Consider the following 24489-nt stretch of genomic DNA (forward strand, 5'->3'; position numbering starts at 1 on the left):
CAACAACTTCGAAGAAGTTCCGTCTCAACGATTGACATACGTCGGTCTTGCCCGCATTCTGATCAGATGATCAAGTCAAACGGTCAGACACGTAGTCGCGTTTGCCCCCGATCGCTGTAACCCCACCACGAGGAGACATTCGTCATGACCGAAGTTGGCCAGTCCGGTGTCGGTGTCGTCACCGAAGACGACCCGACCCCATTTGTGCGTACGGTTGCGCGATCCATCCGGTCCGCTCTGGGTCGAGGCGAGTCACCCAGTCAGGACGGATCCGGGGGCGAGCGGGTGGTTGTCATCTCGGCAAAGGACACACGCCAGTCGGCGACATGCTTTCTGGCAGATGACCGTATCGAGATCATTCATGGAGCGTCTCCCGAGGCGCAGGCGTCAGTGGTGGTGGACGTCTACGATCTCGCGGTCGACGCCGAAGCGTCCTCTGGTGACGAAAATCTGATCAAAACTATTGCAACCCTTACCAACCCGTCGACTACGGTCGACTGGAAAAGCGCCGCAAGCGATTTCTGGTCACGCACCTGTGGTGCGTCGGGGATGCCCAGCGAATTGATCATCGAATGCGCGCGGACCCACGACCGTGTCGTGTTGGGGTCCGGCCTTCCCACCTACCGAATCGTGGCAGAGCAGACCGTCCTGTCCCGTCTGTGCACCGGCACGGTGGGTCTCCTCGAAGCGCTGGGCGCCGGCGAGGTCGCGATCCAGGGGACTCTCCCGCAGCTGTCGGTCATGACCGGCGCGTTCAACAAGATGAGGTTCGATGTCTGACTCAATTGCCACCTGGCTGGCCGAGCGCAACATCCGTGAGGTGCGTGTCGAGGGAACCAACCTCGAGGGTGCCTTCATCGGAAAGTTCGTCTCACCCGCAAAATTTCTGTCCGGCTTGACATCCGGGTTCGCTTTCGCGGACGTGGCCTTCGGTCTGGACATGTCCAACAACCCGCAGTTCGGTTTTGCCATGCCGGATTGGAGAGGTGATCTCCTCGACATCTATCTGCACGTCGACACCGACACGCTGATCGAGTGGTCGCCCGGCCTAGCGTCGGTGATCGGTGACTTCCGCAAACCGAACGGCGAACCGATCTCCGCGTGCCCCCGGGGAGCGTTGAAGCGAATGGTCCAGGACCTGAGCGGCCTGGGTTACGAGGTGAAGTCCGCGGTCGAAATCGAAGCCAGCCTCTTCGAGGAATCGATCCACGAGGCCCGCGCGAAAGGTTATCGCGACCTCACGCCACTGGGCGGCACGGCCGGTTCGTGTTACCACCTTGCCAAGTCTGCCGACTGGAGCGACTACATGCGGGCGGTTGTCGATCGGCTCGATGAACTCGGAATCCCCTGGGAGGCCTACAACGATGAGGCCGCCGCCGGCCAGGTCGAGTTCAACATCACGCCGTCGGATCCGGTGGCAACGGCCGATCATTGGGCCCGGACGCGACAGGTCATGCGCGAAGTGGCTTTCGCCGCAGGTAGAACCGTCACCTTCATGGCCAAATACTCGAATGAATACGGTCAGGCCTCGCACCTGAACGTCTCCCTCGAACGAGATGGCCACAATGCGTTCTATGCCGAAGACGGGCCGTCGCCGGTGATGGACGAGTTCATCGGCGGTTTGATGGCAACCCTGATTCCGGCTACGTCGTTTGCTCTGCCGATGATCACGTCCTATCGACGGCTGGTCGATCTAGACGGTCCTCCCACGACGGCGACCTGGGGGATCGCGAACAAGACCGCGGCCGTGCGCGCCGTGGTCGGCCACAAGAAGCAGGCGCGTATCGAATACCGCACCCCTGGCGCGGATTCGAATGTCTACCTGGTGCTCTCGGTCATTCTCGCCGGCGGTATAGCGGGTATCAAGAACAAGATCGCCGCACCAGAACCGTTCCGTGACATGGCGTGGTGCCTTCCCGAGGGGGTCGAGCGAATCCCCGACACCCTGAGCAAGGCCGTTGCGGCACTGAAGAAGGACACGCTTCTGGCCGAGGTTCTCGGACAGGACCTCATCGACTACTGGATCGGCACCCGCGAGTGGGAGTGGCTTCAATTCCACACCGGTGGTGGAGAACCCGATGTGGGTGTCACCCAGTGGGAGTCCGACCGCTACTTCGAGCTGCCATGAGCACGTCCGTTCGGGCCGCAGTGCTCAATGTCGCTCCCGGCCAGCTGGATCTCGAGATCCTCACACTGGACCCACCCGGTCCCGACGAGGTTCTGGTCGGCATCGTCAACGCCGGCCTGTGCCATTCAGATCTACACGAGATCGATGGCACTTTCGAGACCGAACCGCCCATCCTGCTCGGCCACGAAGCCGCCGGGATCGTGGAAATGGTCGGAGAGAACGTCCGCGACATCAAGGTCGGCGATCACGTTGTCAGTTGCCTGTCCGTGTTCTGCGGACAATGCCGCTATTGCACCAATGGCCATTTGTCTCTGTGCATTCATCGGCACAAACTATCGCACTCGCGGCCGCGGCCTAGGCTGGTCAACGACGCGGGCGTGCCTGTCCGACCTACCGCGGGGATCGGGGCATTCGCCGAGGCAATGACGGTGCACCGCAACGCAGTTGCTGTCATCTCCGATGACGTACCCTTCGCGACCGCCAGCATCCTCGGATGCGCGGTGACGACCGGGCTGGGCGCGGTCTTCCGCTCGGCGCAGGTCCGGGCAGGAGCGACGGTCGCCGTGATCGGCACGGGCGGCGTGGGCATGATGGCCATCCAGGGTGCCCGGATCGCCGGCGCCAGCAAGATCATCGCCATAGATGTTGTTCCGTCGAAACTTGACGCCGCAGTGCGCTTCGGTGCAACCGATGTGATCAACTCGCGCGAGAATGACCCGGTCGCTGCGGTTCGAGATCTCACCGGTGGTGGGGTGGACTACAGTTTCGAGGCGGTGGGTCGCGCAGTGACTGCCGGACAGGCATTTTCGATACTCGCACCCGCAGGTGTCGCCACGGTCATCGGGATGATCCCGGACGCCACACCGATCGAGATCCGTGGATCCGAGTTGTTCCTGCAAGAGAAGAAGTTGCAAGGCTCGTTCATGGGGTCCAACCAGTTCAAGACCGACATCCCGCGCTACGTCGAGCTCTACAAGCAGGGGCGATTGATGTTGGACGAAATGATCAGCGAACAACTGGACCTGGCCGACATCAACAAGGGCTTCGAGATATTGAAAGCCGGCGGTGCCGCACGAGTTGTGGTCGCCATGGGAGGAAAACGATGAGACCACTAGTAGGAATCACCGGTCGACGACTGCAGTCCTCGGTGATCACACACATGGACAGTCGATACGCCGAGCGCGACATCGACTTCTTCTTCACCGATTACGCGAGCAAAGTCGCTGCCGCAGGAGGTATCCCGGTCCTGCTGCCGTACGAAGCCGGTCATGAGGACACCATCGATCGCGTCGACGCACTAATCATCACGGGTGGCCAAGACGTGCATCCGGCCATGTGGGGTGGTTCGGTCGAAGCCGCGAGCGTTCCGGCCGGTTCGTCGCGCACGAGCGGATTCGCCCTGGACCCGGACCGTGACTTCTACGAATCGACCTTGCTGCGAGCAGCAATTAACCGCAGCGTCCCGGTGCTCGGCATCTGCCGCGGACACCAGTTGCTGAACGTCGCCCGGGGCGGCACCTTGATCCCTGACCTACCCGCCACGACCGTCGAGCACTATCTGACCGACGCCGCGCCCACCGACGGCCGAGCCGAGCACGTCGTTTCGTTCATCCCTGGCAGCCTTGCACATTCGCTGTACGGGCCCACCCGAGTCGTCAACTCATGGCATCACCAGGCCGTTGATGTGGCGGGCGAGGGACTCGTTGTCACCGGTGCCGCGTCGGACGCGGTCGCCGAGGCGATCGAACTTCCCGGCCACCCTGTGATCGGCGTTCAATGGCACCCCGAATGGCAGGTCACCCCCGACCCCGTCTTCGACTGGCTCGTGGCCACCGCGCTCGAACGCCAGCGCGTGACGTCGGCCTGACTGCGGCACCACTGACCTCGACGGACCACCTCTCACACTTCCGATTGGATCTTTTCGATGAAACTGACACAACTCGACGACTGGCTCAAGCTGCGCGCGGATGTGAATCTGCCCAGCGGAATGTGGATTAACGGTGGTAGCGCGGCCGCAGAAGGGGGAGCTACCAGCCCACTGGTCTCACCCCGCGACGGCGAGATCCTCACGCACTTGCCTGCTGCCAGTGCCCACGATGTCGCCGAAGCCGTGCGTTCTGCTCGAGCCGCATTCGACAGCGGAGTCTGGTCGCGCATCTCGCCCCGCGAGCGGGGGGAAGTCCTCATCCGATGGGCTGACCTGATCGAACAGCACCGCGATGAGATGGCGCTGCTCATCTCGTTGGAGATGGGCAAGCCGGTGTCAGTGGCCTGGAACGTGGAGTTGAAGACCACCATCGGTCTGATCCGTTGGTACGGCGAGCTCGCCGACAAGCTGATGGACGAGTCTCCGCGCGGAAAAGCCGATGCTCTGGCGCTGGTGACCCGTGAACCGATGGGTGTGGTCGCGGCCATCACCCCATGGAACTTCCCGATGACGTTGTCGACCTTCAAGATGCCCGCCGCCCTGGTGGCCGGCAATACCGTGGTTCTCAAGCCGGCAAGCCAGTCTCCACTGTCGGTGCTCCGGGCCGCAGAGCTCGCGACCGAAGCCGGACTTCCCGACGGAGTGCTCCAAGTCGTCACCGGCAGCGGACCGATCACCGGCGCCGCCCTCGCCACCGATGACAACGTCGCAACTCTGACCTTCACGGGTTCGACGGATGTCGGCAAGCAGCTCTTGCACTACTCGGCCGATTCCAACGCCAAGCCGGTATGGCTCGAGCTCGGGGGCAAGTCGCCGAATATCATCTTCCCCGACGCTCCCGACATGGCGGAGGCCATCAGCACAGCGGGTTGGGCGATTGCCTTCAACTCCGGCCAGATGTGCACCGCGGGTTCACGATTGCTGGTCCACCGCAGCATCCACGATGAGGTTGTCGCCGGAGTCACCGAATACCTCAGTGCACTGAAGATCGGCGACCCGCTGGACCCGGACACGAACTTCGGTCCATTGGCATCGCGCCGTCACCGCGACGAGGTCCTGACTGAGATCAGCAAAGGCAAGCAAACCTCGGCAGAGCTTGTTCTCGGCAGCGACCGGCCGCTGGACCGGGCCGGCTGGTTCGTCGAACCTGCCATCTTCACCGGCGTACAGGCCGACGACCGTCTGGCCCAGCACGAGATCTTCGGCCCGGTGGTGTCAGTCCTGGCCTTCGACGACGAAGACGACGCCATCGCGATCGCGAACAACTCCGACTACGGGTTGGGTTCGGCGGTGTGGACAGCGGACCTGTCTCGCGCAGCACGTGTTTCGCGTCGACTCGACGCCGGCCTGGTGTGGGTCAACTGCTTCGAAGAAGGCGACTACTCGGTTCCGTTCGGTGGCCGTAAATTGTCCGGCCACGGCGGCGACAAGAGCGTCCATGGCCTCGAGAAGTTCACCTCGACGAAGACCACATGGATGGCGATCTGACTCATGAACGCGGTATCGACTACACAACTGACACCATTATCGTTCCTGGAACGGTCGGCTCGGGTGTTCCCGACCAAGCCCGCGGTCGTCTACGACACCCAATCGTGGACATACGCGGAGTTCGACACCGAGATCCGGCGGGTGTCGCGAGCGTTGGCCTCCAGCGGTGTCGGCCGGGGAGACCGGGTCGCGTACCTGATGCCCAACATTCCTGAAATGCTGGTCGCGCACTACGCGGTCCCGGCTCTCGGCGCGGTTCTGGTCGCCATCAACACGCGGCTGTCGGGTGACGAGATCGCCTACATCCTCGAGCATTCGGGCGCGTCCATGATCATCGCCGACGCCGACTACACGGACACGGTTGCGGCTGCTGTGAAGCAGGTGCCGACAGTTCGCGAGGTCGTGATCGCTGTCGATGAGATCGCACGTACGTCAACGGATTCCGCTGATTCATACGGCTTTACCGACTATCGCGACCTACGCGACCGGGACACGGGCTCGAGCGATCGCGTCGTCGAGATCGGCGAGTTCGATCCCATCTCGCTCAATTACACCTCGGGAACAACCGGCCGGCCCAAAGGGGTTCTGTATTCGCACCGTGGTGCATATCTGAACTCGTTTGGGGAGATCGTCCATTCGTCGTTCACACCACAGACCGTGTACTTGTGGACCCTGCCGATGTTCCACTGCAATGGCTGGTGCACCACGTGGGCGATCACCGCGATCGGTGGCACCCATGTGTGTCTGCGTGAGGTTCGCGGCGACGTCATCTGGCGTGAAATCCGTACCAGGGGAATCACTCACCTCAATGGCGCGCCCACAGTCGTCACGACCATCTTGAACACACCGGGGGCCGGGAAGCTCGACGATCCACTCACCATCACTACCGCAGGGGCGCCTCCCAGCCCGGCAACCATAGTGGAGATGGAGCAGATGGGTTTCGACATTGTGCATGTCTACGGGCTCACGGAGACCTACGGGCCCTATAGCGTGTGCCAGCCCCAACCAGGGTGGTCGTCCATCGACTCGAACACCAGGGCGCGTCTGCAGGCACGGCAGGGCGTGGGCATGATTCAAGCCGAACGTCTGCGGGTCGTCGACGACGACATGGTCGACGTACCGGCTGACGGCGCCACGATGGGGGAGATCGTCATGCGCGGCAACAATGTCATGCTCGGCTATTACAACGACGCCGACGGCACGCAGAAGGCGTTTGCGGGTGGGTGGTTCCACTCCGGCGATCTCGGCGTCGTCCACCCGGACGGATACGTCGAATTACGTGATCGCGCAAAAGATATTGTGATCTCCGGCGGAGAGAACATCTCGACGATCGAGGTCGAGCAAGCGTTGATGAGTCATCCAGCCGTTCTCGAGACAGCGGTCATCGGAGTCCCCGACGACAAGTGGGGCGAACGGCCCCGCGCCTACGTCGTGCTCAAAGCGGGCCACGACATCACCGGGCCCGAGTTGGTCGATCACGTCAAGGTGCGTATCGCCCGGTACAAGGCCCCGCGCGAGGTCGTGGTGATTGAAGCACTACCCAAGACGTCCACCGGCAAGATCCAGAAAGTCGTTCTCCGCGACGACGCCTGGAGCGAGAAGACCACCCGGATCCAAGGCTGAAGCCCAGAAGATGACCTCGACAGGAACAGGCGTGACGGTAGAACTCGAAATGGCGAACCCCCTCGTCGATGCGCGGACACAGCTGTCGCGCGCTGTCGAGGTCCTGGGCTACTCCTCCGGGATGTACGACATGTTGGCAACGCCACGACGGGAGCTGACTGTCAGCGTTCCCCTCCGACGCGACGACGGATCGGTCGAGCTGCTGGTGGGACATCGGGTGCAGCACAACCTTTCCCGAGGACCGTCGAAAGGTGGGCTGCGATACAGTCCCGACGTGACGCTGGACGAGGTGCGTGCACTGGCGATGTGGATGACGTGGAAATGCGCTTTGGTCGATGTGCCATACGGCGGCGCGAAGGGCGGTGTCCGGTTCGATCCGAGGTACTACTCCCGCGGTGAGATCGAGCGGGTGACGCGGCGCTACACATCGGAGATCATGCCCATGATCGGCCCGGCACAAGACATCCCTGCACCTGACATCGGGACGGACGAGGACGTCATGGCCTGGATGATGGACACCTACTCGGTGAACCGCGGCCATACAGTGCTCGGTGTCGTGACCGGTAAGCCGGTCGCGCTGGGCGGGTCGCTCGGTCGGGCCAGCGCCACGTCTCGTGGCGTCGTCTACGTCGCACTGGCGGCGATGCGGCACCGTGGCCTGGAGCCCGAGTCGTCGACTGCTGCAGTGCAGGGTTTCGGCAAAGTGGGTCGTGGAGCTGCGCGCTTCCTCGCAGAGGCGGGCGTCAAGGTGGTGGCGGTCAGTGATCAGTACGGAGCCGTGCACGCATCGCAGGGCCTGAACATCCGGGCGTTGGAGTCCCACGTCGACGCAACAGGTTCGGTGGTGGGCTTCTCGGAGTCAGAAGCGATGGACGAGTCGGATGACTTGTTGTACCTGGAGATCGACCTGCTGATCCCGGCTGCCGTCGAGGGGGTCATCACAGAGTCGAATGCCCGGCGCATTCAGGCGGTGGTCGTGGTGGAGGGTGCAAACGGACCCACATCGCCGGCGGCAGACGACATCCTCACTGCGAGAGGTCACCTCGTCGTTCCCGACATCCTGGCCAACGCGGGTGGCGTGATTGTCTCGTATTTCGAGTGGGTGCAGGCCAACCAGGCTTACTGGTGGGCTGAGGACGAAGTCGAGAACCGACTACAGGAACGAATGGTCCGGGCATGGGAACGAGTGAGGGATCACGCGATCCGCCACGACATCCCGCTGCGATTGGCCGCGACGTCATTGGCGGTCGAGACGGTCACGACCGCCCACCTTGCTCGCGGCCTGTACCCCTGAGTGGCCGTTCACCAACAAGCAATTTCGACGCATCGCGTGGGCGGTGCCCGATCAGAGGGTTTACCTCTAGGAGTGATCTGATGTCGAGTTCGGATACGAAGCACAGCAGTCTGCGTTCGTTGGGTGCCTCAAAAGAGGCGTTCGAGCGTGCCAAGCTCAGCGTGGGCGGAGGAGTGAGTTCGGGTATGCGGGCCGCGACCAAACCGCACCCCTTGTTCGTCACGAAGGCAAGCGGCGCCCACGTGTGGGACCTCGATGGCGCCGAGTTCATTGATTACGTCATGGCGTGGGGGCCCACCATCGTCGGCCACAGCCACCCGCATGTGGTCGACGCCGTCATGGAGGTCGTTCCTCGCATGCAGATGGTCGGCATGGGGCACACGCTGGAGTTCGAGGCCGCCGAGTTGGTACTTGATGCAGTGCCCGGGGCCGAACGTTTGCTGTGGACCAACTCCGGGACCGAAGCCGTGCAGATCGCACTTCGCCTGGCGCGCGCCGGGACCGGGCGTAGCAAGATCCTCAAGTTTGTCAGGAGTTACCACGGGTGGCACGACACGGTGTACGCGAGCATGGGCGCGGAGAACACAGCCGAGATGGCGGTACCGAGCAGTGCGGGGCAGAGCCTCAATGCGATCCGCGACCTCGTCGTCACGGAGTTCAACGACATCTCGGCTGCAGAGCGCATCCTCAGCGAGGCTCGTGAGCGCGACATAGCAGCCGTGCTGATCGATCCGATCATGAGCAACGCCGGCCTGATCCCGCCTGCTCCCGGATATCTCGAGCGTCTCCGTGAGCTGTGCGACGAGTACGGCATCGTCCTCATCTTCGATCAGGTCATTGCCGGCTTTCGCATCGCACGCGGTGGCGTCACGGAACGTTACGGAGTGACACCTGATCTCTCCACCTTCGGCAAAGCCATCGCAGGCGGGTTCTCGCAAAGCGCCGTCGTCGGAAACGCGACACTCATCGACCAGGTTCGAAGCGGTGTGTCACACGCCGGAACGTACAACGGCAACCCCGTGGCGCTGGCGGCGGTGAAGGCCACTCAAGAGGTGCTCGCCGAACCCGGAATCTACGACCGTCTCGAAGATGTCTCGGGCTATTTCGAATCCGGCGTGCAGTCTGTCTTCGACCGTCTGACCTGTCGCCCGACGTTGCGGAGGGTCGGGTCATTCGCGGCATTCGTCGCCCAGTCCGAAGACTCGACAGTTGCCGCACCGGCGGACATCTGGGACCGGATCACGGCAGGAACGCTGGCCCGGGGAGTTGCGTTCTTGCCAACCGGCAAAGTATTCCTCTCCACTGAGCACTCGGTCGCCGACGTCGATCGCACGGTTGCGGTTCTCGGGGAGGTCGTAGACGAACTCGTCCACGATGGAGTGTGATCGATTGCCGTGCGGTCGCCGTAACCGGTGCTGGTAGATGTACTGAGATCTTGACTGGGGGCCACGCTCACTGCGCCGTTCCTGGTGATCCAGCAAGCCGCTCGTCGGATGGAATCGGGCGTTGCGGTGGTGAACATCGTCGATCGAGGCCCGCGCCGCGGACGGAACTTTCGCGAGCTACACCGCTGCGAAAGCCGGCCTACCGATGAAGCGGATGGTGACGATCGACGAGGTCGCCAATGCGGTTGTGTTCCTTGCGAGCCCGCTGGCTTCCGGCATCACCGGGACAGACCTGATCGTCGACGGAGGAACGCTGGCGAACCTGTACATGCAGGAGACGTTGGTTCGACGATGCCGACGTCCGCGGCAGCCCGAAGTGTGGCATCCCAGGCGAGGAAGATGTGCCTGAATATCTTGGAACGAGTTTTCGTGCCGGTCAGGACACCGGAAGGCCGCCGAGGGCCGAAGGGTAGTCGTCACGGGCGAGGAGGCTGTGCGGATCGACCATCTGGCCTTCCATTTCGATCCAGCCCATGAAGTTGTCGCCCGCTGACCATCCGAGCAGGCGCTGGAGCTCGACAGGGAACCCTTTCACGGTAGCCAGGGGAATGGAGAGGTACTGGTTTTCCTCCTGGCGCAGCGTGGACAGGTCGAAAGACATCGTGACCCCGGTGCGGCGTTCATCAGTGGTGTTGTTGCCGCCGCCGTGGTACGTGGAACCGATGAAGATCAGCGCGGAACCCGCCCTCATCTCGGTTGAGACCGCCTCGGCGGCAGTGGGTTTGCGAGTGTCATCCCAGAGGTGGCTACCGGGGATCACCAGAGTTCCGCCATTCTCCTTCGTGAAGTCGGTGACGGCGACCATGATCTGCACGCGCGCTTCGCGACCGAACGACGGATGACGCCAGAGGAAGACGGTGTCATCGCGGTGGATCGGCTGTGCGCCCTGACCCGGCGCTATTTGGATTGCCTGTGTCATCCCGACCTGGATGTCGGGCGTGATGGGCGTGCTGTCCTCGCCGAAGAAGACATCGACCGGCTTTTGTAGGATTGCCCGTGAGATCCCGAGGTACAGCGGGCTCAGTGCGACGTCGGCCATATGAGGAGATCGTGCGAAAAGTGATCCGGCGCGGCGGGTTTGAGTTCCGGCGAACACTTCGTCATCGCCTCCGCGGACTTTTTGGAGCGCGGGCTCTAGATCTGCGAGCAGTCCGGCGATGGTGGCCGCGGTGTAGAGGTTTTCGATGATCACTCCACCGTCGCGAAGGATGATCTCGACGGCCTCGTCGATCGTGGTGCTGCTCGGGAGTGTGGTCAGTCCGTCGCTCATGTGCCTCGCCCATTTCCGAAGATTGTCGTCGTAGTCGAATGACTTGATCAAATGACTATGACGAGGATAGATCGAATCCATCGGCAGGGTCAAGAGGGGGCGTGGGACTTCCGGGGTGCCGCGAACGGACCGGCGTCGACTCACCGGCGGCTTGGCGCAGCGGGCCTCAAGATGGTGGGACCAAGGAAGTGGCATGCGTTCAGCGCAACGGCGATGTCGATGCGGTTCGCCATGTTCTCGCTACCGCATTCGGGCAGTGCCTTGTTGACCCGGTATCGGACGCTGTTGCGGTGTAGCTGCATGGAGGCGGCAGTCTCGGATACGTTCTCACCCGAGATCAGATATGTGCGCAGGGTTTCGCGGAGTACTTCGGTATTCGTGTCATCAGCAGCCAACGCGCCCAGGACTTCGTTGACCCAGACGCGCGTCGATTCCAGGTCGCCCGCCAAAATCGACGTGATCGCAATCCCTTCGTCGCTGAAGGACACGAGCTGCCTCGATCGTCCCGGCGCGATTGCGACGCGTCGGGCGGTCTGGGCTTGGTCGTGTGTGCGGCGAAAACCTGCGATCCCGAGGGCCGGTAAACCGAGCGAGACTCGGCAACTGGGCATTTCGGCCGCCACCGCTCTCAGCGTCTCTTGGTCCAGCTTTCGCGACGGAGCCGCAAACGGAAGCCACGCCCACGCGGTCGATCTGTCGACGGCCGTGATCAACGGTGCACCCAATGTACCGGAAGCCTTAGCAGCGAGGGAAAGCCGGAGCATTCGTCGAGCATCAGGCCTGGGAAGGGTGAGCTCGGCGCTACGCGCACCGCCGCTGATGGTGTTGGCAGCTTTGCCGCCCCGCACATCGAGGCCTTCGGATGCGAGGGTGACCGCGGCGGCGAGCCCATATGGCCCGCTGCCGACGACTACGGCCGTGGTCAACTGTTGGCGCCCGCATGGCGGTCGGAGGCGGAGCTCGGTTCACCAGTGCGCTGGTCGTGGGCAGATATTGTTCGCCGCGAGCGGCGATGAAGATGACCTTGTCACGAAGACCGACGATGATCAGGAGTGCGATCGCAATGAACAAGATCGCCGGGGGACACAAACCCTTGGTTGTCCGATCCGACGGCGGCGTCGGGGGATTCGTTGTTGGCGCCTGGTAGGACCAGTGCGCCCGAGAGGCTGAGGATGAGCGCGAAGTAGAGGACGACGTCAATTAGTGTTCGGCTGTCACCGGAGGTGAATGCGACCTTTCCTGGCCAGGGCGCGAGGCGAATGGTCTTCGGACGCGCCCAGTAGAGAATACCTCCTGTCATCGGCTTGAAGTGTCCGGAAAGCGGCCCCCCGACCCGCCGAATCCAACAGCCTCGAGGAGCATGGTCCACAAGACAAGCTTCTGGTAGACGATGGGTTCGGTCCACCACGACGTGAGGTGGAGCGGGTTGAGTCCGGACGTCAGAGTCGCGAGCAGGACGCCGACCAATGCGTACAAGAACACCAGGCGGGCGACATGGATCAGTGCGTGATCTTCGGGGGTGCCGAAGCCGTAGTCCACCCGATGACGGGACAGCACCTTTATTCGGTCCAGGTAGGGAGTGTCCAGGAATGTTGCGGGATCAACCGGTGGAGAATCCGCTGTTTTCAAACCCATGATGTCTCCTTGATGCGGGTGCGGGTCATCGCCCGAGGGGACGGCCTCGGTCGGGTCGGTGAAGGTTGCCGCGCTCGTGCGCGCGGATTGTCGAAAACTGTTGTGGTGAAGCGACTTACATAGGCTCGGCTTGTCGATCTTGCCTACGGCGTTGCGGGGAGATCCCCGACGATGGTGATGTCGACGGGAACCTTCACCTTGGTGAGGGCACGACGACAGAACTCGAGGAGTTCGTCGGCGGTGACGGTTGCGTCCGGGTACACGACGACACGCGCCACCGGGAGTTCGCCGTATCGCTCGTTCGGTACACCTACGACCGCGGCTTCGAGGACCGACTCATATGACATCGGTACCGACTCGATCTCTCTGGGTTAGATGTTCTCTCTCAGCCGCGAATGATCACGTCGTTGATGCGGTCCACGAGTGTGAGGTAGCCGTCGGAGTCGAGCATTCCGACGCCGCCGGTGTGTAGCCAGACGCCGACGATGGTCGCCGCCGTTTCATCGTCGCGGCCGAGGTAGCCGCGCATCACGATCTTCCTGCGCCGGGCTGGCGGGGTGCCGAAGGCAACGAGAAGTGACTAGGGCACAGGAACTTCCAATCGATCGGATGGAGAGCGAGAGTTCGCTCGACCACAGATCGAAGACTAGTGCGGAGTGACGACTGGCACTATAATTCCAGTCCACACTGCAATTGGTCGGCCTTGCGCAACTCGCTCACGGAGTGGCGACCCCGACTGCCCAGGCACGACGCAGCCGCTCGACTGCCTCATCGATTGCCTGCGTGGTGCGGGCATAGACCCCGACCTCGGTGAAGAAACCATGGAAAACGCCGGGGTATCGGGTCACGCTGGCGGGGACACCGTCGGCATGCAGGCGTTCGGCAAATGCCAGGCCATCGTCGCGGAGCACATCGACCTCGGCGAGAACGAGATGAGCCGGCGGAAGTCCCGCGAGCGACGTCGCTTTCTCAGGAGACACCAGTGGATTGCTTCGATCCTCGTCGGCCGAGAGATACAGGGACATGAACCAGCGGGCGTCGGCGGCCGTCAACAGCGGAGCGTCAGCATGCTCGGTCCATGAGAGGCGATGCGAGTCGAAGTCCGTCGGCGGGTAGGCGAGGAGCTGAAAGCAGGGGAGGGGGTCACCGTTCTGCACTGCCAGTTGGCAGACCGCGATGGCCAGATTGCCACCCGCGCTGTCTCCGCCGATGGCGATGCGGTCGGAGTCGATACCGAGGTCAGCGGCATTGCCCGCGGTCCAGTTGAACGCCGCGACGCAGTCGTCCAGACCCGCGGGAAACGGATTTTCCGGAGCCAGACGGTATTCGACAGATATCACGACGCAGGAGGCGGCGCCGGAAAGCGTCCGGCAGAGATCGTCGGCCCCATCGAGTCCACCGATGGTCCAGCCACCTCCGTGTATGTAGACCAACGCTGGCAGGTCCGGAGCATCGGAGGGACGGTACACCCGGACATTGATGTCGCCGCCGGCGGAATCCACGGTCACGGTTCGCACGTCGTGGAGGTCAACGAGTGGCGTCTTGCCCGGCGGCGTATCCAGCAACTCACGTGCCCTGGCAACACCGAGTGTGTGTATCGGGGACGGCAGTGATCGGGTCAGTGCGTCGGCAACCGCTCGGGCATCGGGATCGAGCATCGATGAATCCTTCTGTGAGTTGCCGATCGCTACCACGACCGGCTTGGAGGCGACGTCGGGGTGGAACGCGCGAGCGCGTTCCACCCCTCTTCGAAGTCAAGACGACATGGGATTCAGAGTCCGAGCAGACCTGCGATGTCCTCGTAGTTGCTCTGCCACAGGCCTGGCGAACCCTTCGGGTACAGGGAACGGAAGCCGAGCAGCTTTTGGACCCGCGGCGACAAGGTCTTGACGAGTTCGAGGTCCAGAAGGAACGGGTACGCCTCTTCGGGCGTGAGGAAGGCCGGCTGCAACGGAATTGTCAGACCACGGCGACGTTCTGACTCGGTGACGTTGGCGCCGCCGCCGTGAGACACCTTGCCGTTGAAGAAGATCACGTCGCCGGCCTTCATCTCCGCCGGAATCGTCATCTCGGGGGTACCGCGATCGGTGTAGTCATCCCAGTGGTTGCTTTTCGGGATGATCCGGGTGGCACCGTTCTCCTCTGTGAAGTCGGTGAGGGCGATCAAGAAGTTGACCATCACCATGGGGCCGGTCTTACCCATGGTCAGCGCGAAATGGTTGTTTTCCAGGTCGCGGTGGAGAAGCTGCGCCTTGTTGCCGGGGCCGATGTCGATGACTTGCGCGGTCGTCATCCAGTAGTCGCCGGATTCTTCGCGATAAACGGCCTCACCCAGCGCGTGCAGCAGGTCGTGATCGATGATCTCGTTGCGGAACGTCGGGCTCAAGGTGACCATGTTCGTCAGCCGTTTTGTCTGCGCGCCATGGAACTCGGCGGCGAACTCGTCGGCGTGCTTGGAGCCGGCGTCGAGTGCGGCGAGCGGGCCGTCGATTTCCTCGTTGACCCGGCGCACCTGGTCTTCGGTCAGGAACTGTTCGATGATGATGCCGCCATCGGCTTCGACGATCTCAAGGATTTCTTCGACAGATGTTTCCGGCGCGACGTGCCGCAACGCGAGGCCGGTCTTCGATTCGGTGCTGGTCATGGCGTGTGCTCTCTACTTCGTGGGGTGGACGACCCTGAAGTGGATCATCTGATTAGGTCGTTTGATTAGACTCACCGGTCCGGGTTGCTGTGTCAAGAGGCTGGGCGTCAAAGATGGTGAAGAAAAGCAGCTTTAACCGACCTGGGGGCCTGTCCTGATGTCTTCTGATGAAACCTGAGGCGAGTTCGGTGAGTTGACATCGCGTCTCGCTACCAGTCACATTAGTCTATCGATCTAGTCAAACGATCATAAGCTTGGACATGGTCACGGCAACAGGAATGGAGTCTTCCGATGGACAAGGTGGTTTCGTCGGCCGACGAAGCGATTTCCGACATCACCGACGGGGTGACGATCTCGGTGGGCGGCTTCGGCCTGTGCGGTATTCCGTCCGTGCTGATCGATGCGTTGCTCCGCGCGGAAATCTGCGACCTCGAGGTCGTCTCGAACAACTGCGGTGTCGATGATTGGGGTCTGGGACGGTTGCTCTCTGCCCGACGGATCCGACGGATGGTGTCGTCGTACGTGGGCGAGAACAAGGAGTTCGCTCGTCAGTATCTGTCCGGTGAGCTCGAGGTCGAGCTCACCCCACAGGGAACTCTTGCCGAGCGGATGCGGTCAGGGGGGTCTGGCATCGCGGCGTTCTTCACGCGTACCGGCGTTGGTACACACGTCGCGGAAGGTGGACTGCCGTGGCGCTATGACGCGCACGGACAGATTGCTCTGGCGTCGCCGGCCAAGCAGACGCAATACTTCGACACCCCCCACGGCCCTGCCGAGTACGTACTCGAGAAGGCCATCATCGCCGACTTCGGACTGGTGCGGGCGTGGAAGGGCGATCGGCACGGCAATCTGGTTTACCGGGACGCCGCACGCAACTTCAACCCGGTCGCGGCCATGTGCGGCACGATCACCATCGCCGAGGTCGAAGAACTCGTCGAACCCGGCGAACTCGACCCCAACTTCATCCACACCCCGGGGGTCTTCGTGCACCGCGTCGTCGAGCTGACGCCCGAGCAGGCCGCAGACAAACGCATCGAACGTCTTGTGACACAACCACGGCCACATCAGGAGGCTTTGCGATGAGCTGGACACGACCACAGATGGCCGCCCGTGCCGCCGCTGAACTCAGCGACGGCTCGTACGTGAATCTGGGCATCGGATTGCCCACCCTCGTACCCGCCTTCGTCCCGCCGGCGTTCCATATCGTCCTGCAGTCCGAGAACGGACTGCTGGGTATGGGTGAGGCTCCCTTCGAGGGTGATGAGCATCCTGACATGGTGAACGCGGGTAAAGAGACTGTCACTTTGCAGACCGGCGCCTCGATCGTGGATTCCTCGACCTCGTTCGGGATGATCCGCGGCGGCAAGATTGACGCGACCATCCTCGGCGCAATGCAGGTCTCGAGGAAAGGCGACATCGCAAATTGGCTGATCCCCGGCAAAATGGTGAAGGGCATGGGCGGTGCAATGGACCTGGTCCACGGCGCCAAACGCGTCATCGTTCTCATGGAGCACGTCTCCAAGGACGGATCGCCCAAGATTCTCGAGGAGTGCTCACTTCCGTACACCGGGCGCGGCGTGGTGGAGCGAATCATCACCGATCTGGCCGTGATCGACGTCGTCTACGACGGACTGCGCGTCGTCGAAATCGCGCCCGGCGTCACGCGTGAGCACCTGCAATCATCCACCGGTTGCTCGTTGCTCTGGTGACCATCTGACGAACCCGCCAGCTCTTGACAGGTCGCGATACTGCTGTGATCATTTGATCAAGTCGATTGACCGGATCCAAACACCCTTAGGAAGCGACTGTGACGAAGCCCGGAATTGAACACCTCGACGTCCTCATCGTCGGTGCCGGCTTGTCCGGCATCGGAGCGGCTGTCCACTTGCAGAAGGAATCGCCGAATCAGAAGTTCGCGATCATCGAGGGGCGCGACAACCTCGGTGGTACATGGGACCTGTTCCGCTACCCGGGAATTCGTTCAGACAGCGACATGTACACGCTAGGCTACGGCTTCAAGCCGTGGACCAAAGAGCGTGCCATCGCGAGTGGGGATTCGATTCTGGATTACCTGTGGGAGACGGTGTCCGAGCATGACCTCAAGCGGCACATCAGGTTCGGCCACCAGGTTCGCCGTGCGGAGTGGTCGAGTGAGTCTGCGCTCTGGACCGTGCAGATCGATCACCTGGGCGAGACCTTCGACATGACCTGCAAGTTCTTGTTCATGTGCTCGGGTTACTACAACTACCGCGAAGGATTCACCCCGGAGTTCCCCGGTCGTGACCGGTTCGCCGGACAGGTGATCCATCCGCAACACTGGCCCGAGGAGCTGGACTACACCGGCACGAAGATTGTTGTGATCGGGTCGGGCGCCACCGCCATCACCCTCATCCCGAATCTTGCCCCGAAGGCCGAGAAGGTGACTATGGTGCAACGGTCGCCGTCCTACGTGGCAATCGACCAGGCGATCGACAAGAAGGCTTTGAAGCTCCGCAAGTTGTTCGGTGATCGTGTCGGTTACACGTTGGTTCGTGCGCGCAACACCCGGCGGCAGCAGAAGATGTATAGTCTGGCCCAGTCGCGCCCGGATCAGTTCAAGGCGGGCCTGTTCAAGGACATTCGCGATCTGGTCGGTGACGAGTATCTGAGCAAGCACTTCACCCCGACGTATAAGCCCTGGGATCAACGGGTCTGCCTTATCCCCGATGGTGATTTCTTCCAGGCCATCAAGTTCGGTAAGGCAGATGTGGCGACCGGCCGCATACGTTCGTTCACCGAGACCGGCATCGAACTCGAAACCGGTGAACACATCGACGCCGACATCATCGTTACCGCCACGGGTTTGCAATTGGTATCGCTTGGTGAAGTCGACTTTGTCGTGGACGGGGAACCGATCGACTTCTCACAGCGGTGGACCTACAAGGGGCTGGCCTATTCCGGTATCCCGAACCTGGCGTTCGCATTCGGTTATGTCAACACGTCGTGGACGATTCGGGCAGAGTTGGTTGCGAAGTTCGTTTGCAGGCTCATCAATCACATGGACAAGACTGGCGCCACGTCGGTCACCCCGACGCTACGCCCTGGTGACAGCTCGATGCCAAAAGAAGCGTTCGTGGAAGGTTTTACGTCCGGATACTTCCAGCGGGCGAACGGGGTCCTGCCTCGTCAGGGCGACCGTGCACCATGGATCAACCCGCAAAACCACGCGGCCACCAAGAAGTTGTTGACCGCGCCCATTGACGACGGCGTACTCAAGTTCGACGAACAGCTGACGACGACGACGTCAACCGTGTAGTTTGCAGCAATCGCAGAAGGGCACCGTCCTGATCGTGCCGTCCACCACCTCATTCGCCGCAGGATGCGCGTGGGTAGACGGTGAGTTCGTACCGGTCGGGGAAGCCTGAATGCCATACTGGACACCGGGTTCACCCACTCCGACCTCACCTACGACCGTTGCAGCAGTATGGAATCGGCGATTCTTTCGGGTCGATGACTATCTGTAGCGTCTCGAGCGGAGTTGCGACAGCCCGATACCGCGGCTTGCGTCATGTCACCGACCGTCAGCGGGGCAAGGCGAGAGCGTAGGTGCCCGCCGCGAATTCGTTTGAGATGTCACGACCAAACCTTTAATCAATTATTCGAGTGGCGCCTACACAGGGTCCCTTAGCGGCTCCCACGGAAGTGGCCGACCCAAGCAGCTCGAACGTGTATATCGACTCTGATTCCGTACACTGCCTCGACGTTCGGGTGCAAAGGCGTGGTCACTCGGACAACGTCGAGATGGGCATCGAGGAGAGAACGGAACGTTCGTGCGCTGGGCACGCGGACCAGATGGCTGCATGCGCAGGGGCCGGACTCAAGATCATGGCGATGAGAGGAATTAGGACGTATGGCAAAGAAGCTCAACACCATGACGGTGCAGCGAACCGTACAGCTCACCCCTCACATGGTGCGTGTGTATTTGGGTGGGCCCGGATTCGACGAGTTCACATCGGTAGATGACACGGATATGTACGTTAAAATCCTTCTCCCGGCTGCGGGTGTGCAGTACCCGGAACCCTTTGATCTCGATCGGATCCGGGAAGACTTTGGCCCCGAACAACAGCCGGTTCTGCGTACGTACACCGTCCGTCGAGTTGACACCGCGGCCCGCGAGATAGTCATCGATTTCGTGGTCCACGGCACCGAAGGTCTTGCGGGTCCGTGGGCCGCGACCGCGCGACCGGGCGAGGTGGTCAGGTTCCTCGGCCCCGGCAGCAGTTACCGGCCGCGCAGCGACGTCGACTGGCACCTGCTGGGTTCTGACGAGGCGGGGCTGCCCGGGCTTGCCGCTGCGCTCGAATCGATGCCGGACGGTACCGTGGTCAAGGCATTCATCGAGGTCGCCGGACCCGAGGACTACGTGGACCTCGTCGCTCCCGACACTGCCGAGATCACCTGGCTGCACCGGGGCGGGTCCTCGGACGAGGCGGGTGACGACAAAACCGGCGCCAACGCACCGCTCGTCGCAGCCGTCAAAGAGACCGAGTGGTTGCCGGGAACGGTTCACGTGTTCATCCACGGCGAAGCCGAGGCTGTCATGCACAACCTGCGCGCCTACATCCGGAAAGATCGCGGTGTTCCCGCGACCCACGCCTCGATATCGGGGTACTGGCGTCGTGGCCGGACCGAGGAAGGTTTCCGCCAATGGAAGGCGCAACTGACCGCTAGGGAGGCTGCGGGGAGTGTCGTCTGAATGCACCACGCAGGCACAGCCACGCGCCCTCCTTAAGAAGCCAGTGAGGATGCAATATCGTCGGCGACTAGACTTCTTCAACACACAGTGCATTCAGGCCGCTCTGCACGAACACCCTGATCATCGCTCCCGCGTGCGCAGCGAGACGAACCAGCAATGGCCTGGTGCACATGCCGATCACGTCATGCGTCGGCGCAAGAATGCCTAGTATCAGGGCCGAAAAAACTGGGAGCTGTACTTCTCGTCGTTGCTCCGCTCGACGGCATCTATCGCTTCAAGTCGGTCGAGGAGCCGGAATGTGGTGGCAGGCAACCGGTAAACCCGTGCGACGAGAAATCTGAGAGAGTGTCATCCGCCGGTGCGTGACGTCGAAGGACATCAGGAACGCGAATGCCCTCTGTGTCACCGACTTTCCGGACACATTGGCTGATCTGTCCGGGTGGGTGGCGCTGAGCACCAATGGAATCTACGTAACCGGTGACGTTCTCAAGGCGGTAGCCACCGCGTTTGTTGCGGCCCAGGTGCATCGCGGGTCTGGACGACACCGAGTTGGCCGACATCCCCGGGTCGTCTTGGCACGCTCTATGCGTGAAGTACCCGGCTCGGGTTTTGCCTTCGGCGACACAGTCATCGTTTGGTGAACCACTGCGCCAACATCTTGCAACCCGCGTGGTTGCGGGCGCCTGGCGCCAACTTCCCTGTCCCGGGCGGGATGATCGAGACCGCGGAGAACCTGCGTGCCGAGTTCGGCATCAGTCGCGCCGACCAGGATGCTTTGGCTGTCCAATCGCACCGACGGGCCGTTGCCGCGCAAAACAGCGGTGTGTTCGCGGAAGAGATCGTCGGCGTCGAGGTGCCGCAACGGCGGGGGGCCGCTGTGATGGTCGATCGAGATGAGCACCCACGTGCAGGCACCACGATTGAGTCGCTGGCGGCCTTGCGGCCGATCCGGCGTGCAGTCGATGTCGACGCGACGGTGACTGCGGGGAACGCCAGTGGTCAGAACGATGGTGCTGCAGCGTGTGTGGTGACGACCCCGGCGAAGGCAGCGGCGCTCGGACTGCGTCCGCTCGCCCGGTTGGCCGGGTGGGCGTCAACCGGGGTGGAGCCGGGGCGGATGGGTTTCGGACCGGTGGGTGCGGTCGAGAAGGTGCTGGACCGAATTGACCTCACGCTCGGGGACATGGACGTGATCGAGCTGAACGAGGCTTTTGCGGCGCAGGTGCTGGCCGTTCTGCATGCATGGGGGATCGACGCCGACGATGAGCGACTCAATCCACACGGGTCGGGCATCTCACTGGGTCATCCGGTCGGGGCCACGGGTGCGCGGATTCTGGCGACCCTGCTGCGCGAACTGGACCGTCGAGAGGGCCGGTATGCCCTGGAGACCATGTGTATCGGTGGTGGGCAGGGTCTTGCCGCGGTCTTCGAACGGGCCACCTAACATGTCACCTCCCCTTCTTGGCCATGCAATACCACACTCCGGCCATTCTCTAAGTTGCGACGGAATATGCTGAACAGCAGTCGATTACGTAATCGACAGTTCAGCGCTGGTCCAAGATGAGCCGGTGTCGAGGAGTAATCGGCCGCTAGAACCAGTTGGCTCAGATTGGCTCCGTGACGCGAAAATGGGCAGGAACTTGCAGACTGTGATCTGGCGTGTGTTCGTCCGGCGGGGTTGCACGGGGCCTGCCAGACCCACCGCGCCGGTAATCTCTGTTTATGTCGGGCTGGGGACACCGAGCCTTCGGCCCGAGGCTGCCGCTGCTAGAACCAGTTAACGCGGAAGCCCAGCCAGTCTCCGGCTTCATTGAACGATGTAGGTGGTGCAACCCATCAGCGGAATGAGCCGACCTCACCTGGCTGGACTGCGTGGGCCCTGAACGGGTTGTGCTCCAATGCTTCGGCTACTGCTGTGACCACCACAGCATGGCTCGGTCGGCACTTGATTCGGCGCGGGCGCGTTCGTCACCCATGCCGACGAAGTGGTTGACGGCCATGGGCCGCAACACCATCGATACCGGGTCGGCGAAGTGGGCGAAGTGCCCGGCCATCTCGAGGGTGACGAAACCGTGGACGGCACTCCACAACTCGGCGGCGATCTGGCTGCTGTCGTTGACCGAGACCCGACCCGATTGCGCCAACCGCTCGCAGGCCTCAACCAGCACTGCGTATGCGGTCGCGAAGCCGCTGGCGGTCTTGTTCTCGGGGGATCCGACGTATCGATAGGTGCCTCGCGTGGACAAGCCGAACATCATGTCGTAGAGGTGGGCATTGCTTTGGGCCACGCTACGGGTGGACAGCGCGATGGCGAACAACTGCACCCCGGGGTCCGCGTCGGCCTGGGATGCGGCCTTCATGGCCGCTGCCAAGTCTGCATATCCGTGGGCCACCACAGCCTGCAGGAGTTCTTTCAATCCGCCGAAATGGTGGTAGACGGCGATGGTGGAGACGCCGGCGGCGTCGGTGATCGTCCGGACTTTCAACTGCTCGGGGCCGAACTCGGCCAGCAGATCTACGGTCGACCGGATCAGGCGTTCACGCACCGAGTCGGTGGGCTCGGATGGGTTGTGCTCCTGTGCGCTTGCCACCAGGACATGGTTTCACACCGTCGGTGATGGCCCACTCAACCGAGTGGCCCCGGTCAACGGCGTCGGTGTGAATCGTGCTGCCGCCGTGCTATAACTTCATTATGCTGACCCTGCGCCAGTCCTCGACCAGGTCCGTCAACAAAACCGCCGTACTGATCACACTGTGCCTGGCGGTGTTCGTCGTGAACGTCTCGACGACGATCATCAACATCGCGCTGCCGACCCTGGCCACCGAGATCGGTGCGTCGACTCGGGATCTGCTGTGGATCGTCGACGCCTTCAATCTGGCGTTCGCGGCACTGGTGCTGGCGGGCGGTTCGTTGAGTGATCGCTTCGGCCGCCGGCCTATGCTGCTGATCGGTCTGGGGGTGTTCCTGATCGCGTCGATGGGCGGTGCGCTGAGCAGCGATTCCACCACCCTCATCGTGTGGCGGGCGGTGGCCGGTGTCGCCGCGGCGATGGTGTACCCGGTGACCCTGTCGATCCTGGCCAACGTGTTCACCGAGCGCTCCGAACGGGTCAAGGCGCTGGGTTTGTGGGGCGCTGCGACCGGCCTGTCTGTCGCGGTAGGGCCGGTGGTCGGAGGTGCGCTGCTCGAATCATTCTGGTGGGGATCAATTTTGGTGTTCAACGGCGCGGCCGCAGCGGGGACACTGCTGTTCGCCGTCCGGTTCGTACCCGACTCCCGCGACCCGGCCACCCCTCCACTCGACTACGTGGGTTTGGTGTTGTCGACCGTTGCGCTCGGGACGCTCGTCTACTCGATCATCGAAGCGCCCGATCGTGGGTGGGCGTCGGTTCCGACGCTGATCGGGTTCGCAATCGCGGCAATCATTCTGGCTGTCTTCGTGCTGCATGAGATTCGCGTGGAGCATCCGATGCTCGACGTTCGATTGTTCACCAACCTCCGTTTCACCGCGGCGAGCGGTGCGGTCACCAGTGCGTTCTTTGCGCTCTTCGGCTTCATCTTCCTGGTGACACAGTATTTTCAGTCCGTACGCGACTACGGGGCTCTCGAGACCGGCGTGCGAATGTTGCCCGTTGCCGGGTCGATTGCGGTCGCCTCGGTCCTCGGTCCGCGGCTCGCGGTTCTCATCGGATCGAAGGTGGTTGTAGCGCTGGGTCTGGTGTCGCTCAGTGCGGCCTTCGGGTGGGCGTCGACACTGTCCATCGACACCGGCTACTGGACCATCGTCGGTCAGATGGTGTTGCTCGGTGCGGGAATCGGATTGACGAGTACGCCTGCAACAGAGGCGATCATGGGTGTCGTGTCGCCGGAGAAAGCGGGTATGGGTTCGGCGGTCAACGACGCCACCCGCGAACTGGGTGGGACCCTGGGTGTCGCGGTCATCGGGTCGGTGGCGCTCTCGGTGTACCGCGACCACCTGCACACCGAGTCGCTCCCAGAGCAGCTACAGGAACCGGCACGAGAGTCGGTGGGAGCGGCCCTCGCAGCGTCCGAACAGGCGGCAGCGACGCTAGGACAACTCGGCATCGACGTGGGAGCTCGACTGGCCGACACTGCCCGGCTGAGCTTTGTGGATGGTTTCACCACCGGTTGCGTGGTCGCGGGCGTGGTGACGGCCGTCGCGGCAGTGCTCACCCTGATCTACCTGCCTGCCCACCCCGTTGCGCCGGTTGGCGGCGACCCCGACGACAACAACGCGAAGGTGCCGGGGGGCACGTCGGTGGTCGACAGCTAGCCAGGC

The 24489-nt window shown here is 62.4% G+C and carries 19 protein-coding genes and 4 pseudogenes; 15 read left to right on the forward strand and 8 right to left on the reverse strand.

From position 1 onward, the window contains the following. Window positions 1–144: 144 nt before the first annotated feature. From WIMU1_RS02020 to WIMU1_RS02060, 9 genes are all read left to right on the forward strand, one after another. A complete protein-coding gene (locus WIMU1_RS02020; protein ID WP_062794931.1) occupies window positions 145–780 on the forward strand; it encodes a hypothetical protein in 636 nt (211 codons plus the stop codon). Then, window positions 773–2128 carry a glutamine synthetase family protein gene (locus tag WIMU1_RS02025; protein ID WP_062794932.1) on the forward strand — a complete coding sequence of 452 codons (1356 nt, stop codon included), beginning with the start codon at window positions 773–775 and terminating at the stop codon, window positions 2126–2128. The genes WIMU1_RS02020 and WIMU1_RS02025 overlap by 8 nt, the downstream gene beginning before the upstream one ends. Further along, the gene (locus tag WIMU1_RS02030; protein WP_062794933.1) at window positions 2125–3234 is read left to right on the forward strand and encodes a Zn-dependent alcohol dehydrogenase; all 1110 of its coding nucleotides are present in this window, start codon (window positions 2125–2127) and stop codon (window positions 3232–3234) included. Before WIMU1_RS02025 ends, WIMU1_RS02030 begins: the two co-directional genes overlap by 4 nt. After that, window positions 3231–3995: a gamma-glutamyl-gamma-aminobutyrate hydrolase family protein gene (locus WIMU1_RS02035; RefSeq protein WP_062794934.1), complete on the forward strand. Its 765-nt coding sequence runs from the start codon at window positions 3231–3233 to the stop codon at window positions 3993–3995. The genes WIMU1_RS02030 and WIMU1_RS02035 overlap by 4 nt, the downstream gene beginning before the upstream one ends. 57 nt (window positions 3996–4052) lie before the next feature. After that, a complete protein-coding gene (locus WIMU1_RS02040) occupies window positions 4053–5543 on the forward strand; it encodes an aldehyde dehydrogenase family protein (protein WP_062794935.1) in 1491 nt (496 codons plus the stop codon). A 3-nt stretch (window positions 5544–5546) separates the two neighbouring features. After that, a complete protein-coding gene (locus tag WIMU1_RS02045; RefSeq protein WP_062794936.1) occupies window positions 5547–7166 on the forward strand; it encodes a long-chain-fatty-acid--CoA ligase in 1620 nt (539 codons plus the stop codon). 31 nt (window positions 7167–7197) lie between these two features. Continuing rightward, window positions 7198–8460, forward strand: a complete 1263-nt coding sequence (locus tag WIMU1_RS02050) for a Glu/Leu/Phe/Val family dehydrogenase (protein WP_307714045.1) — start codon at window positions 7198–7200, stop codon at window positions 8458–8460. An 80-nt stretch (window positions 8461–8540) separates the two neighbouring features. Further along, a complete protein-coding gene (locus WIMU1_RS02055) occupies window positions 8541–9845 on the forward strand; it encodes an aspartate aminotransferase family protein (RefSeq protein ID WP_062794938.1) in 1305 nt (434 codons plus the stop codon). 142 nt (window positions 9846–9987) lie between these two features. Continuing rightward, window positions 9988–10254 carry an SDR family oxidoreductase gene (locus WIMU1_RS02060; RefSeq protein WP_255283867.1) on the forward strand — a complete coding sequence of 89 codons (267 nt, stop codon included), beginning with the start codon at window positions 9988–9990 and terminating at the stop codon, window positions 10252–10254. Between the two features lie 27 nt (window positions 10255–10281). On the opposite strand, the gene WIMU1_RS02065 is transcribed toward WIMU1_RS02060, so the two are convergent. The 7 genes and pseudogenes from WIMU1_RS02065 to WIMU1_RS02095 all read right to left on the reverse strand — a co-directional run bounded on the left by WIMU1_RS02065 (window position 10282) and on the right by WIMU1_RS02095 (window position 15454). Then, window positions 10282–11175 carry a phytanoyl-CoA dioxygenase family protein gene (locus WIMU1_RS02065; RefSeq protein WP_062795710.1) on the reverse strand — a complete coding sequence of 298 codons (894 nt, stop codon included), beginning with the start codon at window positions 11173–11175 and terminating at the stop codon, window positions 10282–10284. A 140-nt stretch (window positions 11176–11315) separates the two neighbouring features. Continuing rightward, window positions 11316–12101, reverse strand: a complete 786-nt coding sequence (locus WIMU1_RS02070; RefSeq protein ID WP_062794940.1) for a PucR family transcriptional regulator — start codon at window positions 12099–12101, stop codon at window positions 11316–11318. 106 nt (window positions 12102–12207) lie between these two features. Then, window positions 12208–12375, reverse strand: a pseudogene (locus WIMU1_RS26860) (hypothetical protein); the annotation flags it as partial. Continuing rightward, window positions 12359–12810: pseudogene (locus WIMU1_RS26595) on the reverse strand (DUF3556 domain-containing protein); the annotation flags it as partial. The pseudogenes WIMU1_RS26595 and WIMU1_RS26860, both read right to left, overlap by 17 nt. A gap of 111 nt (window positions 12811–12921) precedes the next feature. Beyond that, window positions 12922–13342 (reverse strand): annotated as a pseudogene (locus WIMU1_RS25715) (AMP-binding enzyme); the annotation flags it as partial. A 184-nt stretch (window positions 13343–13526) separates the two neighbouring features. Beyond that, the gene (locus WIMU1_RS02090; protein ID WP_245969153.1) at window positions 13527–14552 is read right to left on the reverse strand and encodes an alpha/beta hydrolase; all 1026 of its coding nucleotides are present in this window, start codon (window positions 14550–14552) and stop codon (window positions 13527–13529) included. Between the two features lie 29 nt (window positions 14553–14581). Continuing rightward, the gene (locus WIMU1_RS02095; RefSeq protein WP_062794944.1) at window positions 14582–15454 is read right to left on the reverse strand and encodes a phytanoyl-CoA dioxygenase family protein; all 873 of its coding nucleotides are present in this window, start codon (window positions 15452–15454) and stop codon (window positions 14582–14584) included. 291 nt (window positions 15455–15745) lie between these two features. Here WIMU1_RS02095 and WIMU1_RS02100 point away from each other — a divergent pair, with 291 nt between their 5' ends. The 5 genes and pseudogenes from WIMU1_RS02100 to WIMU1_RS02125 form a co-directional block, all read left to right on the forward strand. Next, a complete protein-coding gene (locus WIMU1_RS02100) occupies window positions 15746–16537 on the forward strand; it encodes a CoA transferase subunit A (RefSeq protein WP_062794945.1) in 792 nt (263 codons plus the stop codon). Beyond that, window positions 16534–17163: a 3-oxoacid CoA-transferase subunit B gene (locus tag WIMU1_RS02105; protein WP_062794946.1), complete on the forward strand. Its 630-nt coding sequence runs from the start codon at window positions 16534–16536 to the stop codon at window positions 17161–17163. Before WIMU1_RS02100 ends, WIMU1_RS02105 begins: the two co-directional genes overlap by 4 nt. A gap of 98 nt (window positions 17164–17261) precedes the next feature. Then, window positions 17262–18749, forward strand: a complete 1488-nt coding sequence (locus tag WIMU1_RS02110; protein ID WP_120802869.1) for a flavin-containing monooxygenase — start codon at window positions 17262–17264, stop codon at window positions 18747–18749. A gap of 594 nt (window positions 18750–19343) precedes the next feature. Continuing rightward, window positions 19344–20189, forward strand: a complete 846-nt coding sequence (locus WIMU1_RS02115; protein WP_062794947.1) for a siderophore-interacting protein — start codon at window positions 19344–19346, stop codon at window positions 20187–20189. Window positions 20190–20874: 685 nt separating this feature from the next. Then, window positions 20875–21633 (forward strand): annotated as a pseudogene (locus WIMU1_RS02125) (acetyl-CoA C-acyltransferase); the annotation flags it as partial. A gap of 463 nt (window positions 21634–22096) precedes the next feature. Here WIMU1_RS02125 and WIMU1_RS02130 read toward each other — a convergent pair. After that, window positions 22097–22780 (reverse strand): TetR/AcrR family transcriptional regulator, encoded by a 684-nt coding sequence (locus WIMU1_RS02130; protein WP_062794949.1) that lies wholly within the window; start codon window positions 22778–22780, stop codon window positions 22097–22099. Window positions 22781–22881: 101 nt separating this feature from the next. On the opposite strand from WIMU1_RS02130, the gene WIMU1_RS02135 reads away from it, so the two are divergent. Further along, window positions 22882–24483, forward strand: coding sequence for an MFS transporter (locus WIMU1_RS02135; protein WP_084247951.1), 1602 nt, complete (start codon window positions 22882–22884; stop codon window positions 24481–24483). The last annotated feature ends 6 nt before the right edge of the window (window positions 24484–24489 follow it).

Origin of the sequence: Williamsia muralis NBRC 105860 (assembly GCF_001598915.1) — a bacterium.
Taxonomy (GTDB): Bacteria; Actinomycetota; Actinomycetes; order Mycobacteriales; family Mycobacteriaceae; genus Williamsia; species Williamsia muralis.